Source organism: Aetokthonos hydrillicola CCALA 1050 (genome assembly GCF_017591665.1).
Lineage (GTDB): Bacteria > Cyanobacteriota > Cyanobacteriia > Cyanobacteriales > Nostocaceae > Aetokthonos > Aetokthonos hydrillicola.
Window position 1 is genome coordinate 1 of sequence record NZ_JAAKGC010000073.1, and the last position, 14,629, is coordinate 14,629.

A 14,629-nucleotide genomic window follows, 5' to 3' on the forward strand; every position below is an offset into this window, starting at 1 on the left:
GGGTTTAAGGTCAGGAAGTCCGGAATGACAAAAGGACAACACACTGAGTAGCCGTGTGACATGAAAGTGACATGCACGGTTTCGGATGGGAGGGGTGCTACAGTAATGTACACCTCGACCCTAACGGGTTTCACCGGGAAGTAAATGCATGAGTGCGAACTACCTCCGGTGTGTAAAATCTTCAAGGGACATAGGTAGTCTTGATTGCTTGCATCTCCCGGGTCGGGCAGGGCACGCTCCTGACCTTAAACAGCAGGACTGGGAAAGATACCGAGTACCAGAAATGAAGTTCTGCAAGTTCTGCGCAAGCTAGGCACTGCGTCTAAAAACAGTGTTGATGGGACGGCAGAAGCCCACCGTGACCGCTTGCGGCACTGTGGGAGTGTCACCTGTATAGAGCTACAGTGCCGAATTCCAACATTCCGGATTTTGCTCCAAAATTTTTGTTATCGTTGCTGTGGCACTTTTACCCTGACATTTTAAAGGGCGCTAATCATTCACCAAAACAATTTTACCCATAACAGATCCAGCTTCTAACAACTGGTGAGCTTTCGCTGCTTCTGCTAGAGAAAAGGTTTTGCTAACGTGGATTTTCAGCTTACCTGCATCAATCCATTGCGCGCATTGTTCTAAAATTTCTGCATGGTGCTGTTGTGCTTCTACCATTCCTTGCAACATTGGTGTCAGCATTAATTCCAGACTAATACGAAGATTGCGGTTTCTCGCTGTTTTCCAAACTGTATTGACGTCTGGTTCCAAAATTGTCACTATATCGCCATACACACGCACCGCTGGAAAAGTTTTATAGAAAGTCTCTCCACCAACAGTGTCAAAAGCTAAGTCTACCCCTTCACCGTCAGTCCAATCTAAGACTCCTTGTACAAAGTCTGTTTGCTTATAAAAAATAACATGGTCTGCACCCAGTTGCTTGACAAAATCAGCCTTTTCTTGAGAACCTACTGTTGTGCATACAGAAGCACCCTTTAGTTTTGCTAGTTGAATAGCAACGTGACCTACACCTCCAGCACCAGCATGAATTAAAACCTTTTCTCTTGGTTCTAGTCGTCCTCTTTCGTATAAAGCTTCCCAAGCTGTTATTAGCACTAAAGGCGCTGCTGCTGCTTCGGTAAAAGAAATAGACGAGGGTTTACGGGCAACAAAGCGCTCATCGACTACAGTGTATTCGGCATAGTTACCTCGACCTGCGCCTAAACCACCATTACAAAAATATACCTCTTCCCCTACGCGAATTTGCTTAACTCCAGCACCAACAGCTTCAACCACACCTGCACCATCACATCCCAGAATAGCAGGCATTTGATCAGGGTAGAAAGTGCCTCGCTTACGCAATTTGGTATCAATCGGATTAACTCCTGCTGCTCGTAACCGCACCAAAAGTTCGGTATTTCCTAAAATGCCGGGGTTTTGTACATCCCCCAATTGCAAAACTTCTGGATTACCAGATCCCGTCATTAAAACTGCTTTCATCTTTGTACCCAATTACTATCAAGATAGTACGGAAGCGTGAGAACCCCTAGCTTTTAAGCAGGGGATGAAACGCGACAAGACAGGTTTTAACCTGCTGTGTCCCTAATCCATTGCTCAATATATTCGCTAACACTTAATCCCCTTTCCTTAGACAATTCTTTGATTTTATTCCAAGAAGTTGGGGTTAAGTATATTTTATGATGCTCTTTAATTTCGGAGTAAAGAGCTGGTTGATTTCTAAGCCTTTTTTTACCTTTACCAGTTGACATATTTAGAAGCGGTATCCTATACTAAATGTAGTTTAGCAAAGCATCAGGAGGTGAGTCAACTGTACCGGACAATTCCCGTAAGAGCCAATTTCGACGAAGAAGAAAAAGCGTTCTGGGTAGACCAATGTCAGCACGCAAGCAGTCTAATCAACTGCGCTCTTTATCATGTACGAACATTGCATTATGAAAGATTGGAGGAGTCAGGAAACGCATTTACAACATACTGGCACGGTGATGAGTTAAGACATGGTTGGAAAATTTACAAATGTCAAACAACATATCCTCAACTCGACAAAGCTTTAAAAGACAATCCACATTACAAAGCACTAGCCGCGCAAGCTGCACAGCAAACACTCAAAACTGTTGGAGAGTCAATAACTTCTTACAACGGTTTAGTTAACCTCTACTACAACCGAGAAGTTGATAGACCCTCTTTACCCAAGTACCGTAAGAAAGGTGGGTTGGCATCCGTGACATTTCCACGTCAAGCGCTGACTTACTCCGGTGGTTGCTTTTGTCCATCAATCAGTCGAGACACATCGCCACATCTGATTACAGAGATTGCTTTACCATTGCCAGAATTCATTGATTCTGACTGGGTAAGAGAAGTTACAGTGCGTCCATATTACGGGGAGTTATGGATTGATTGGGTAATTGACGACGGCAAACAATCGATTGAGATTAACCCTAATCTTGATTACACCCAGGCTTGGAGTTTCGATCACGGTGGAACAAATTGGTTAACAGGTGTTTCAACTCATGGTCAAAGCTTAATCATTGATGGTTCTAAGCTAAAATCAATGAATCAGGGCTATTGTCGCCTTGTTGCTAAGTACAAACAAGGCAAGCCAGATTTCTACTGGGATTCCACCCTTGATAGAATCCAGCGTAAACGTAACAACCAGATGAGGGATGGTATCAATAAAGCAGCACGGTTCATTATTAATCGTTGCTTAATCGATAAAGTTGGTAATCTTGTTATCGGTTGGAACGCCCTTCAGAAAAACGGTTCTAATATGGGCAAGCGCGGGAATCAAAACTTTGTGATGATTCCTACGGGTAGGTTGATTGAAAGGTTAAAGCAACTTTGTCCAGAGTACGGTATTGTTCTGACAATTACTGAGGAGGCTTATACGTCTAAAGCGTCTTTTCTAGATGGCGACTTGTTACCAAAATACGGTGAGAAACCCGAAAGTTACAAGGTGTCAGGTGACAGAATTGAGCGCGGATTGTATAAGAGCGCACTCGGGTTTTTAATCAATGCTGACTGCAATGCAGCAGCCAACATTTTATCAAAAGTAGCCACACAGCTAGGCATTAGTCTAGTTAAGGTGGGTAGAGCAGCTTTGACACTGCCGCATAGGTATGATTTGTTCCATGATCTAAAGAAAACATTACGCAACAACGTTGCGCAGTGGGTCTTTAGACCACGTAGCAACATCCTTGCAGAATCCCCGCTTTTTTAAAACGGGTGAGATGTCAAAGGACTGAGTATTCAAACCCTGCAAAAAGTTGAGATGCAATATCTCAAACGTCTCACTAATCTCGCTGATCAAGAGGCTCAAAACTGGCTGAATATCGCAGCAGGTGGCGATTCTGAATTCGCAGATGATCTTCGTAATGACCTTACGGATCGCAAAGGCAATCTGAAATGGTTTAGAAGTATTGGTGCGAATGCTATTAAGCCTGCTTCAGAACTGTATATTCGCCATGCAGGTAATGTGACAGGAGTGGTAGACCCTTTGACAGGTGCGCAGATGTTAGCAGGTGGTGTACCAGCAAGTGAAGCTTTGGGAACCTTTGGTTATCATTTCGATATCCGTGGTGGAATTAAGGGTTTGGGTAATAGAGCAACACAAAAAGGTTTAGGTAACTTGTTATTCTTTGACCCACCGCTGTTTAATATTGGGATTCAGCATGCTTTGGTGCAAGATGTGCCTAACTTAGCAGTTGTCAGTCCAGGTTCAGGATTTGAAGGCTATGCTTCTTCGAGTGGCAGAATTGTGGAATTCAATTGTGCAGTTGGACAGGGAGTGGGAATTGCATCTGCTGTTGCATTGTCGACTAATCGTAATCTTGCGAACATTTCTAACCAAGAAGTACACAACATTCTACAAAAAACAGGAAAGCTCTCTAAAATTTACGGTCAGACTTATACCGCTCAAGCACAGCAACTTGATGAATTTGAGCATCAAGTTGCTGCTTAGTACTTATCGTATAGGTGATGTACCACAAGGGACGTTCGAGCGATCAGCCCTTCGCGATCGCTTGATATACAAGCGAATGTATAGGAACCTAAAAGAGGATATTACACCAGTTGAGGCGCAAAGGTGGGGAGAAGTAATTTATTAGTTTTGGCGATCAGCAAAGTGCCGCCGTGCTTCGCGATCGCCAGTTTGGGAATGTTATTTTGGTTAGGAGGATGTTTTTCATCGCGATCGATACCTTCTCCTACCCCTAAGCCAACTGTTACAACCTCACCAGCAAAAACAATCCGCTACATAGAGCGTAACTTACCCCAAGGGATAGCCCACATTTTATTAGTTCCAGCCAATAGCCAATTTTTGGTAACTCCTGCACTGTCAACTAAAGTAAATACTGTCGAGAAATTTGCGAATCAGCATCGAGCGATTGCTGTATTTAATGCTGGCTTTTTTGACCCAGTCAACGAAAAATCTACATCCTATATTGTCGTTGGCGGTCAACTGGTAGCTGATCCTAAAAATAATGAGCGCTTAGTTAACAATCCCAAATTAAAACCTTACCTCAATCTAATTTTTAATCGCAGCGAATTTCGCCGCTACTTATGTGGCCAGATTACCCGTTATTCAATAACCTTGCATAATGAATCACCACCAGCAGATTGTCGCCTAATTGATGCAATTGGTGCTGGTCCGCGACTGTTGCCAAAAGTAACATCAATCCAAGAGGGCTTTGTAGATAAAGCACTACGACGCGACACACTAGGGAGTAAACAGCCCAACGCTAGAACAGCTATTGGCATGACTCGCGATGGTAGCATTATTTTAGTAATGGTAGGTCAAAAACCTTCACAACCAAATACTTCTGGGATATCTTTACCACAACTAGCGGATTTGATGAAAAGCCTTGGTGTTGAGGAAGCAATGAACTTGGATGGTGGTAGTTCGTCTTCGCTTTATTTTCAAGGTAAAACCTTTTACGGAAAAGTTGATCAACAAGGAAATCCCATCAAACGACCTGTTAAATCAGTCTTATTAGTTCAGCAAAATTAGTACTTGTGTCACATAACTCATCTAGTATAATTAAAAAAGTAAACGGAAACACGATAGTCCTAAATGGCTTGAGGAAGCCTCTAAAGTTTTAAACCCTAACTGGAAGGAAGGAGACACGCTAGAACCGGGTATTTACGAGGGAAGTTGGAAACGCTTTATATATAGAATGGAACTACCTATTACGGAGAACGCTTTCAAAGCCTATTGCCAAGTTCTAGGATTGAACTGGGAAGATATTGTCGAAAAAGGTCTTACTCCAGAAGAACTAGAAAAGCGACTAATAGAAAAAACACCTTCAATGAAGGCAGAGATAGAACGGTTCAGCACTCAAAGAATAGCTGAAGGAAATCGCAAAAGAGCGACAATATCTAGTTGGAACTTTGATGGTAACTCGATTTATTTCCAGGTTGAACTCCACTATCACCAAATCTGGAATACACCTTGGGGACAGATGACCGCGTATCAAGCGGACACACGTGGTAGAGGAGAATTCAATCCTTATGACCTTATAAACATCCAGAACGCCCAGATTTGTGTCGAAGTGCCACCTATAATTGCTCTAGCACTGAACAAGACTAATTTTTGTGTCAGCCTAGCACCAATAGCAGATAGATTGTTCATTAACAATAATACCTAATAGGGGGCGAGAAGTATTAATCTGTTGTGGTTCTGAGCAGCGTCACGGTTAAGATCAGTAATTAGAGTTGAAAAATACTTGAGAATACAGTTAGTCAAGTTGCGGTTTAGTTTAGAGGATCTTCTATGATGACTTTACAAGAAATTATTAATTCTATTAATAGCTTGCCTACAGAAGAACAGGACTATTTGTTTGAGTTTCTGCGAAAAAAAAAGGAGGAATCTAGAGGCGATAAGTTTTGGAAGGGATTAAAAAAATTTAGAAAGGTAATCGAAAGTGAGGAGATTATCTTTACTGATCAGGATTTCGTAGCTTTACGAGACCCTATTTTGAGAAAGACTTAACGATGATGCAGTTCATATTGCCGCAGCCACTGTCCACGGTTTAGATTACCTGTTAACGTGGAACTATAAGCATATTGCAAATGCTCAAATTCAAAGAAAGCTTACACAGATCAGCCTTGAAAAAGGATACCAATTACCAATAATTTGTACTCCTTACGAACTATTAGGAGATTGAGCTATGTGGCAGGATGAGATTCTAGATGAAATTCATCACTTTCGTGAAGAACATGCGAAGTCCTTTAACTATGACCTAGATGCGATGTTTGAAGATTGGCAGAAAAAGCAAGCAGAAGGTGGAAGAGAAATTGTAAACTTACAACAAGTAAAGCAGAAAGCCGACGAGGTTAAAGCTATTCTGGATTCAGATTGAGTATTTAACAAAAATTGCTTTAGATATTAATGTATCCAAAGACACATTAATACGTAGAGAAATCCTCCAGCAGCACTAGATCTTCCTAGGCGCGCTTACAGTATATACGCTCCTTGCGCGTAGCTTCTCTAGACGAGACACCGAAAGAGCAATAGACAATAAGGATATCAGGGCTGGCTTATTTTTGACAAATGATTTAGGACTGTTGTATTCTCTCGAGAATATATTTACCACCGTGAGAACTCCTAATTTTTTACTTTTTTAAATTACTCAAAAATAAATTTTGGCAATTCCTACCGACAGCCTGCACCACTATTGTTTTCAGGAAAAACAGTGTTTCTACTTGTATAAAGATATTTTTTACAGTATTTAAATCCTATAATTTAACTTTCGAATCATTAGGAAAATCTTATAGTATCGGGTTTTCGTCAGATATTTTTGGAAAATAAAATTGTTTTATATCGTTAATTTTAGATTAATTAGCTACTCACCTCTTGCCATGTCCTCAATCCCCAGAGTACCTTACAAATATAAGAGTCAGACGCAGTCGATAACTCAGCTAATATTTAACTGTTTTAATTGCATGAATTGTCTGCTGCTCTAGAAATTGATACGAGCTTCTCAGAACTCATTTTGAGAACTTCATAGCAATCCTAAATGATTCGAGAATATTCCACAAACGTGGTTCAGTTCTTTACGATTCACATAGGATGGCTTCATAAAGCACAATTCTTCAGAGACAAAACTTCTCTCTAGTCGATAAATTCTGCTGTTGATAACTATTTTTTTGGAGCAACAAATTTTATGACAATGCTAACAAAACTATTGAATGTCAAGATTGCTGTAGCATTAGCTCTATCTATTTTGCCTATGACCCTTTCTATTAAACCAGCGGCAGCCGCAGGAAATAATATCCTTCAAAACGGCAGCTTTGAAGATACAGTAGTAGCCAACAAAAGCTACGGTCTTTATCCTTCGATTTCTGGATGGAATTTATTAAGTGGTTCGATAGGTACCAGAATTGAAGTACAGAACAATGTAGCAGGAACTCCATTAGATGGGAACAACTTGGTTGAGTTAGATAGCAACGGAGTGACTGGGATATATCAAGATTTAGCCACAATTGTTGGTCGTACCTACCAACTACAGTTTGGCTTTTCACCACGTGCAGGAATAAAAGACAATCGCCTAAACATTAACTGGGGAAATAATCTTGTTGCTAACCTCACAGCAGATGGAACCGGACTTAAGGACACAAAGTGGCAGCTTTTCACTTATAATCTAGTTGCTACAAGTGCAATTACTCGTCTGAGTTTTGATAACCTTAATGAGCTATCCGATACTTACGGCACATATATAGATAAGGTAAGCGTGAGAGATATCCCTGAAACCAGCCCATTTATTGGGCTTCTGGCTTTCGGTTTTATCGGTGGAGTCATGTTGAGACGTAAACAACAAAAAGCCTTACCTCAAGCTTGACATCTCCAAAAGTTTGTAGTGCTGGATTTAAAGACTAAGCTTTTCAAGCAGTGATTGATAATCGTTCCATTTTCTGACAATCCCGTTGCTTTCTGTGAAGTGAAGAGCCATGACTGGAACATTATGGTAGAGCAAGATACCGTTTTTATATGTAAGGTCTGGTATATGTAACTTTGAACTTGCACCAGAACTATCTGGACGTAGCACAAGACAACTCTGGGGAATAACGAGTTGAAACAGATGAGGAAATCTGCTAACCCAGTCATTCCAAATAATTGAATCGCCCCAGATAGTTACGTTCCCATAACAAATATATTCAGCCGTCAATTCTTCTACGAAAGTATCGAAAATGCTTTCGTGGATTTGACTTGAAATTCCAATACTACCTGTTTGTACATAAGGTGTTTCAAGCAAATAAGGTCTTTCAAGCAAATGCGGAAACTGTTCAATTGGGGCTGACAAGCCAAGAAATGAAAGCCATTCCTTCCAAAGGAAAGTCTCTCCAACAAGGACTATGCGCTCATCAGCGCAGTTAAGAAATGTATCAATGAATCTGCGATCTAGGATAAGAATATCTGTATCTATAAGAATATAATGCTTTACTCTTGGCACCATTTTAGGTAAGAAAATCTTATTACTTGTCAACTTGACATTTTTTGGCATCTGTAAAACGTCTGTGACACGATAGTTAAAATGTGTATGCAAACATTCAAGGTGTTCTGTCTTCAGAGTTTCAAGTGGAACAACCCAAGCATATTTTTCTAGTCCATGCTCACGCAATTGTTCATACATAAATAGTGCTTGTGAGAGGTATTTCTCATTGGTTGAAAAAATAATTGCAAAATCGTCCATCTAAACTCTTTACCTCAGATTTCTCACACCACTTTTGGAACCCAGGAGTTACAAATCACCTAATGACCTACTAATTTATCTCGCAGATTCTTAATACGATCGCGCAACTTCGCTGCTTCTTCAAACTCCAGTTTCTTCGCCGCTTCTTTCATTTGCGCTTCTAACCGAGTGATCAAATCTGGAATTTCTTCTAACGGTAACTCATTTATATGTTCATCAACTTTTTCTAACTCAGTTGCATTTAACCGGCGGGACACTTCCAAAAAAGATAAAATCGCATTACTCGATTTTTTCACTATTGGTTGCGGTGTAATTCCATGGGTTTTATTGTGCGCCATTTGAATACCGCGACGCCTGTCTGTTTCGTCAATGGCTTTAATCATGCTATCGGTTAGGTTATCAGCATACATGATAGCCTGTCCCCGTACATGGCGCGCTGCTCTACCAATAGTTTGAATTAGAGAGCGTTCTGCACGCAAAAACCCTTCTTTATCAGCATCCAAAATTGCTACAAGGGAAACTTCTGGTAAATCCAATCCTTCCCGTAACAAGTTGACGCCTACCAATACATCAAAATTCCCGTCCCGCAAATCCTGTATAATTTCAATGCGCTCAATCGAATTGATCTCTGAATGCAAATAGCGTACCCGAATACTATTGTCTTGCAGGTACTCGGTTAAATCTTCCGCCATGCGCTTGGTTAATGTTGTGATCAACACCCGCTCTTGGCGATCAACTCTGTCTTTAATTTCACCCAACAAATCATCTATTTGCCCATCAGTCGGTCTAACAATGATTTCTGGATCGATCACTCCTGTTGGTCTAATAATTTGTTCTATGACATGACTATCTGAAATTTCTAATTCCCAATCTCCTGGTGTAGCGGAAACAAAAATACACTGATCCACCTTTTCCCAAAATTCCTCTGCTTTTAGCGGACGGTTATCAGCAGCACTTGGAAGCCGGAATCCATGTTCAATTAAAACTTGTTTCCTTGCTTGGTCACCATTATACATACCCCGAATTTGGGGAACAGTGACGTGAGATTCATCAATCACCAACAACCAATCTTTAGGAAAATAATCGATCAAGCATTCTGGCGGTTCCCCTGCTTGGCGTCCTGCTAAATGACGAGAATAGTTTTCAACTCCGTTACAGTAACCCACTTCGCGCAACATTTCCAAGTCATAACGTGTGCGCTGATCTATACGTTGGGCTTCTAATAATTTTCCGGCTGCTTCTAATTGTGCTTTACGCTCTTTTAATTCTGCTGCAATAGCATCACAGGCTTCTTCTAGTCGATCTTCTGGGGTAACAAAGTGACGCGCTGGGTAGATATTTACTGCCTCCACGCTCTTAAGAATTTCACCCGTCACGGGATCAACGTAACGAACAGCGTCAATTTCATCGCCAAAAAATTCCACACGAATAATTCTGTCTTCGTACGCTGGACCAATTTCTAACACATCACCCCGAACGCGAAACCGTCCGCGACCCATTTCTATATCATTACGGCTATATTGTACTGATGCTAAATCTCGTAAAATCTCCCGTTGGTTAACCTCCATCCCTACTTGTAAGGGAATAGCAGCGTTAAGGTATTCAGAGGGAATTCCTAAACCGTAGATACAGCTAATGGAAGCAACAACGATAACGTCACGACGTTCAAACAGCGATCGCGTCGCCGAGTGACGCAACATATCTATTTCATCATTTATCGACGCTGTTTTTTCTATATATGTATCGCTAACAGGTATGTAAGCTTCCGGCTGATAGTAATCATAGTAACTAACAAAATATTCGACAGCGTTATTGGGGAAGAATTCCCGCAACTCATTACAAAGCTGCGCTGCTAGAGTTTTATTGTGTGCTAGAACTAGGGTAGGTTTCTTTATCTGATTAATTACGTTAGCAATAGTAAAAGTTTTTCCTGTTCCTGTCGCCCCTAGTAAGGTTTGGTAACGATTGTTGGCTTGTACACTATCAACAAGTTGGGCGATCGCGTGTGGCTGATCACCAGTCGGAGCAAATGGAGCGTGAAGTTCAAATGAAGTCGTCATACACCTTAAGTGATCTGCCTACTTCTAGTATAGTAAAATGAATGTCTTATCAAAATGATGTTATGATACATTGGTCTGTTACTGTTTCAGACGAAACAAATAAAGCTTTACGCCAGTTTCTAGCGGAACATGGTGATAACGATCTATCTAAATTCATAGAAAAAGCAGTCCAAGAAAAGATTTTCAGAGCTACGGTTCAGGAAGTTCATGAGCGCAATCTAGCTTTTGACTCTGAAGAAATTGACTCGGCTATTGATGAAGCGGTAAGTGCGGTACGTGCAGCGCATCGTTCTTGATACTAACGTGCTGGTCAGCTCCTTGCTGAACAAGCAGTCAAAGCCATATTTACTTTATCGCACGTGGAATGAAGGAAAGTATATACTTGTTACCTCACCGGAACAGTTGGAGGAGCTTGAGCGTGTTCTATCTTATCCAAAACTGAGAAAGTATATTAATGAGTCTCAAGCTAGGACGATGGTGTCAGGGTTATGGAACCAAGCTGACGTTGTAAGTGAATTGCCTTATGTTGAATATTCCAATGATCTGACCGATAACCGAATCATTGCTACAGCTATAGCAGGGAAAGCCACCTATCTAGTGACAGGCGATAAGCGTGATTTGTTGCATTTGGTTATCGTAGAAAATATACAAATTGTAACTGTTCATCAAATGCTTGCGATTCTTCAATCCCCTTCAGGTTAAAGAAGCCTTGTAAGTACATCACCGTGAACTACCTACACTGACACTTCGTGTACAGAATTCAGTGGGGGACTTACGGCGAAATAGTTAAATTCAGTGAACAGTAAACAGTTATCAGTGAGCAAGGGGTATGGTGCGGTGATAACTGATAACTGATCACTGATAACTGTTAAAAGAACCAACCGTAAGAGTGTAAACCCTTACCTAATAAATTAACTCCTAGATAGCAAATCCACACAACAACAAAGCCACTAGCAGCCAAAATTGCAGGGCGAAGTCCTTGCCAACCACGGGTAATTCTGGCGTGGAGATAAGCAGCAAAAACTAACCAAGTGATTAACGCCCAAGTTTCTTTAGGATCCCAACTCCAGTAAGTACCCCAAGCTTCGTTAGCCCAAACTGCGCCGGCTATTATACCAATTGTAAGTAAAGGAAAACCTAGTCCGATTACGCGATAACTAATATTGTCTAAGGTTTCAGCCAGGTTAAGACGTTGGGGTGAAAGGGGTTGAGCATTTTCTCGTTCCCAATCTGCTAACTGAGCATTTGCATTCTCGATTGCAGCTGTTGTGACTAAATCCATAACTGCTGTTTTGCCATTATTACTATTATGAGCAAAACGAGCTATACCATTATTTTCTATAGCAGCTTCTGGTGGAGAAACAACTTCACCTGCTTTATGTAAGCGGTAAGTGTTGGTACGATACCCACCAGTACCTACAGAACTACCTTGTAATTGGATGTTTTGACCACGAGTGACGAACACAAAGGCGATCGCCAAGAGCGAACCCACCATTAAAGCTGCATAACTTAGCATCATCACACTCACGTGCATCATTAACCAATTAGATTTGAGTGCAGGTACTAAGGGTTCTGCTTTTTGCATTTCTGACGGTAGAGTCAGTGCAGCAAAAGCAGTAATACTCATTGCTACAGGTGCAGTTACAACTCCCACCAAGCGACTACGGCTAGTGTTTTCCGCGATCAGATGGATAGCTGTGATTCCCCAGGTTAAGAAAAACAGGGATTCGTACAAATTGCTGAGAGGGAAATAACCTGCTTCTATCCATCTTGCTCCTAGTAGAGTAGCGATGCACAAATTCGCGATCGCCATCCCAGCCGTCCCCAAAGATGCTAAAAAAGGCAGATTTGGAAAAGCCGCCCCACACCAGTAAATTAGCATCGTTACGAATAAAACAGCAAACGCTGCATTGTCTAACAAATTCTGGATTACAACCAGATTCATAAAGTCTTCTCCCAAAGCATTCCTAAAAGTATTGATTCTTATTTTTTCGATCCTATCTGTATTTAGGCCATTGTGAAACGAGTCATCATTGTAAATGGCATTTCCGTATCACCCTATCATTTATCTCTCTGCGGGTTTGGTAAAGAAGCTGTTTTTTCAGCTTTTTTCAGTCCTATAAATATGTCATAGCGGCTACTACGACTGTCACTGACAGCAGTTGTTACCCCTATTGATCGAGTTGCTTCTAACAAAGTTTGTTGATTAGGCAATATAGTTGGCAAAGGAAAATTCTTAGCTGTGCGTTCCACATCCAAGAAAAACTGACCATCTATAGGATTAAGTTCTTGTGGAACCGTTTGTTGAAATGAGGAAGTACTGTTTAATGTTTTGTTTGGGACAGGGATAATTTTGTCAGTAATTGGAGTACCCACAGAGAAGAAGGCAATATCTCCATCTAACCAGCCGTGGGTAGCGCTTGTTGTTCCAAATGGTCCAACCCAGTTCACTACAGGTCTACCACCCAGTGTACTTTGTTGAATCTGGAATTGGTACTGAGTTTTCATAACTTCATCTAGCTGCTTTAAGGATGCTTCAGCACGAGAGCGATCGCTTGCCTTTACCATGAAGACTAAAGCAGCACGGAAATCTCCTGGTGAATTTTCCCTATAGTTTGTTGGGATCACTGAGACAGAATACTCTCCTCCCATCCAACTGAGTAAATCTTGATCTAAATCTAAGTTAGTGAGAGATTTTACACCATTTTTCAATTGGTCTGGTGGAATTGGTGAGAGTGGATTCCCTTGAGATGTTAAAGCATAATCTGCCCATAACCTTTGTAGATTTCCACCTGACAGCATCATCAAGGTTTCTGCTGGCATCAGATTTTGCATTGTTCCAGCTTTATTTTCGACTGCTAGTACTCGCTGACTATTTGGATTTAGCCATGAAACCCCCTTCAAACTTATTCCTTGTGACTCTAAGGTCATTGTTCCTGCTAAACCTTGATTATTTTGAAGTTGAGTCAAAACTTGAGCTGGTAACTGACGGCTAGGAGATGCCGCAGCTATTTTAGCAGAGTAAGGTACATTCACATAAAACTGGGCGAAGGGTTGATACGTTGAGATTTTAGATAAATTTTCAGCAAAACCAGGACTTGTTGCTAAGGTTGTTTTATCTTCATATGCGTCTATCGTTCTTTCTGTCATTTTGGGATTATCCGTAATGACTAAAAAGTGTCCATCAACCAACGCCGCTGAAAAGTTTTGCCCTGAGGTTTCCTTAGTTTCTTTGATTACAATATTTTTGTAGGTGCGATTGATCCATTTACCATTTTGAAGTGGTTTAGGCTGTACTAGAATACTTGTGGCTTTTGCTAAATTCTTGATTGGTAGAACCATCACCATTGACTGTTCATGGATGGTAGCATCTCGATCTGTGGCGGTAGACTTGGATGTTTGTTTACTTGTTTGTGGAGTCACCATTGCGATAGTGATTTGATTCCCAATCCAAGGAGCAATATCTTTTTGAAAGTCGTATCCAGTCTTATTAAAGAAGCGATCGCGCAGCTGCACTAAATTTTTGTCCAGTTCTGCTTGGGTTTGTTTTGTTCCAAACTCCCGTAATTTCTGCCATTGTGCCGGATCAGTTGTCAGAGAAACTGAGAATAAAGCATCTTGAGGGATAATATTTGCCCCAACTGGCAAATCTCTGAACAATGGTTTTCCCTGAGTTAATAACCAGTATGCCGCTAAACCACCACTAATTAATAGGCCAGCAGATGAAAGTGTTAGCACCAGAGATGGTTTCTTTTTTTTCTTCATCATCGAAATAGACTCGACGGGCAATACCATTGAAACCCATACCTCAATAATTCCAAACTTCTTACGTGCTTTGTTGGGAAATAAACCAAAAGGTTCCCCGATCTTTAAGGC

Annotated in this window: 14 protein-coding genes and 2 pseudogenes; 10 read left to right on the forward strand and 6 right to left on the reverse strand. The window is 41.1% G+C overall.

Annotation, left to right across the window (positions count from 1 at the left end):
- Window positions 1–489: 489 nt before the first annotated feature.
- Window positions 490–1,488: a zinc-dependent alcohol dehydrogenase family protein gene (locus tag G4P69_RS26970; protein WP_208339838.1), complete on the reverse strand. Its 999-nt coding sequence runs from the start codon at window positions 1,486–1,488 to the stop codon at window positions 490–492.
- 86 nt (window positions 1,489–1,574) lie between these two features.
- Entirely contained in the window at window positions 1,575–1,757 is a 183-nt protein-coding gene (locus G4P69_RS26975; RefSeq protein WP_208339837.1) for a hypothetical protein, read from the reverse strand.
- 59 nt (window positions 1,758–1,816) lie between these two features.
- Here G4P69_RS26975 and G4P69_RS26980 point away from each other — a divergent pair.
- From G4P69_RS26980 to G4P69_RS27010, 8 genes and pseudogenes are all read left to right on the forward strand, one after another.
- Window positions 1,817–3,248, forward strand: a pseudogene (locus G4P69_RS26980) (RNA-guided endonuclease InsQ/TnpB family protein).
- Between the two features lie 26 nt (window positions 3,249–3,274).
- Window positions 3,275–3,964 carry a hypothetical protein gene (locus G4P69_RS26985; protein WP_208339836.1) on the forward strand — a complete coding sequence of 230 codons (690 nt, stop codon included), beginning with the start codon at window positions 3,275–3,277 and terminating at the stop codon, window positions 3,962–3,964.
- A gap of 123 nt (window positions 3,965–4,087) precedes the next feature.
- Window positions 4,088–5,011 (forward strand): phosphodiester glycosidase family protein, encoded by a 924-nt coding sequence (locus tag G4P69_RS26990; RefSeq protein WP_313890564.1) that lies wholly within the window; start codon window positions 4,088–4,090, stop codon window positions 5,009–5,011.
- Between the two features lie 166 nt (window positions 5,012–5,177).
- Window positions 5,178–5,648, forward strand: coding sequence for a hypothetical protein (locus G4P69_RS26995; RefSeq protein WP_208339835.1), 471 nt, complete (start codon window positions 5,178–5,180; stop codon window positions 5,646–5,648).
- A 125-nt stretch (window positions 5,649–5,773) separates the two neighbouring features.
- On the forward strand, window positions 5,774–5,992 hold the full coding sequence (locus tag G4P69_RS27000) for a hypothetical protein (RefSeq protein WP_208339834.1): 219 nt from the start codon (window positions 5,774–5,776) through the stop codon (window positions 5,990–5,992).
- Window positions 5,993–5,996: 4 nt separating this feature from the next.
- Window positions 5,997–6,167 (forward strand): annotated as a pseudogene (locus G4P69_RS40720) (type II toxin-antitoxin system VapC family toxin); the annotation flags it as partial.
- 3 nt (window positions 6,168–6,170) lie between these two features.
- Window positions 6,171–6,362: a hypothetical protein gene (locus tag G4P69_RS27005; protein WP_208339833.1), complete on the forward strand. Its 192-nt coding sequence runs from the start codon at window positions 6,171–6,173 to the stop codon at window positions 6,360–6,362.
- Window positions 6,363–7,166: 804 nt separating this feature from the next.
- Complete coding sequence (locus G4P69_RS27010) at window positions 7,167–7,841, forward strand: DUF642 domain-containing protein (RefSeq protein WP_208352435.1); 675 nt, start codon at window positions 7,167–7,169, stop codon at window positions 7,839–7,841.
- A 27-nt stretch (window positions 7,842–7,868) separates the two neighbouring features.
- Here the strand turns inward: G4P69_RS27010 and G4P69_RS27015 are convergent, their stop codons facing one another.
- Window positions 7,869–8,693: a hypothetical protein gene (locus G4P69_RS27015; RefSeq protein WP_208339831.1), complete on the reverse strand. Its 825-nt coding sequence runs from the start codon at window positions 8,691–8,693 to the stop codon at window positions 7,869–7,871.
- Window positions 8,694–8,752: 59 nt separating this feature from the next.
- The gene (gene uvrB / locus G4P69_RS27020; RefSeq protein ID WP_208339830.1) at window positions 8,753–10,753 is read right to left on the reverse strand and encodes an excinuclease ABC subunit UvrB; all 2,001 of its coding nucleotides are present in this window, start codon (window positions 10,751–10,753) and stop codon (window positions 8,753–8,755) included.
- A gap of 62 nt (window positions 10,754–10,815) precedes the next feature.
- On the opposite strand from uvrB, the gene G4P69_RS27025 reads away from it, so the two are divergent.
- Both G4P69_RS27025 and G4P69_RS27030 read left to right on the forward strand, forming a co-directional pair.
- Window positions 10,816–11,049 carry a ribbon-helix-helix domain-containing protein gene (locus G4P69_RS27025; RefSeq protein ID WP_208339829.1) on the forward strand — a complete coding sequence of 78 codons (234 nt, stop codon included), beginning with the start codon at window positions 10,816–10,818 and terminating at the stop codon, window positions 11,047–11,049.
- The gene (locus G4P69_RS27030) at window positions 11,030–11,455 is read left to right on the forward strand and encodes a putative toxin-antitoxin system toxin component, PIN family (RefSeq protein ID WP_208339828.1); all 426 of its coding nucleotides are present in this window, start codon (window positions 11,030–11,032) and stop codon (window positions 11,453–11,455) included. The genes G4P69_RS27025 and G4P69_RS27030 overlap by 20 nt, the downstream gene beginning before the upstream one ends.
- A 166-nt stretch (window positions 11,456–11,621) precedes the next feature.
- Here the strand turns inward: G4P69_RS27030 and ccsB are convergent, their stop codons facing one another.
- Window positions 11,622–12,698, reverse strand: a complete 1,077-nt coding sequence (ccsB, locus tag G4P69_RS27035) for a c-type cytochrome biogenesis protein CcsB (RefSeq protein ID WP_208339827.1) — start codon at window positions 12,696–12,698, stop codon at window positions 11,622–11,624.
- Window positions 12,699–12,814: 116 nt separating this feature from the next.
- Window positions 12,815–14,548 carry a DUF3352 domain-containing protein gene (locus tag G4P69_RS27040; RefSeq protein ID WP_208339826.1) on the reverse strand — a complete coding sequence of 578 codons (1,734 nt, stop codon included), beginning with the start codon at window positions 14,546–14,548 and terminating at the stop codon, window positions 12,815–12,817.
- Window positions 14,549–14,629 lie beyond the last annotated feature (81 nt).

Excerpts from the sequence above, each read along its gene's own strand:
- G4P69_RS26970 (WP_208339838.1), bottom strand. The coding sequence starts at position 1,488 with ATGAAAGCAGTTTTAATGACGGGATCTGGTAATCCAGAAGTTTTGCAA.
- G4P69_RS26975 (WP_208339837.1), bottom strand. The coding sequence starts at position 1,757 with ATGTCAACTGGTAAAGGTAAAAAAAGGCTTAGAAATCAACCAGCTCTT.
- G4P69_RS26985 (WP_208339836.1), top strand. The coding sequence starts at position 3,275 with ATGCAATATCTCAAACGTCTCACTAATCTCGCTGATCAAGAGGCTCAA.
- G4P69_RS26995 (WP_208339835.1), top strand. The coding sequence starts at position 5,178 with ATGGAACTACCTATTACGGAGAACGCTTTCAAAGCCTATTGCCAAGTT.
- G4P69_RS27000 (WP_208339834.1), top strand. The coding sequence starts at position 5,774 with ATGATGACTTTACAAGAAATTATTAATTCTATTAATAGCTTGCCTACA.
- G4P69_RS27005 (WP_208339833.1), top strand. The coding sequence starts at position 6,171 with ATGTGGCAGGATGAGATTCTAGATGAAATTCATCACTTTCGTGAAGAA.
- G4P69_RS27010 (WP_208352435.1), top strand. The coding sequence starts at position 7,167 with ATGACAATGCTAACAAAACTATTGAATGTCAAGATTGCTGTAGCATTA.
- G4P69_RS27015 (WP_208339831.1), bottom strand. The coding sequence starts at position 8,693 with ATGGACGATTTTGCAATTATTTTTTCAACCAATGAGAAATACCTCTCA.
- uvrB (WP_208339830.1), bottom strand. The coding sequence starts at position 10,753 with ATGACGACTTCATTTGAACTTCACGCTCCATTTGCTCCGACTGGTGAT.
- G4P69_RS27025 (WP_208339829.1), top strand. The coding sequence starts at position 10,816 with ATGATACATTGGTCTGTTACTGTTTCAGACGAAACAAATAAAGCTTTA.
- ccsB (WP_208339827.1), bottom strand. The coding sequence starts at position 12,698 with ATGAATCTGGTTGTAATCCAGAATTTGTTAGACAATGCAGCGTTTGCT.
- G4P69_RS27040 (WP_208339826.1), bottom strand. The coding sequence starts at position 14,548 with ATGGTATTGCCCGTCGAGTCTATTTCGATGATGAAGAAAAAAAAGAAA.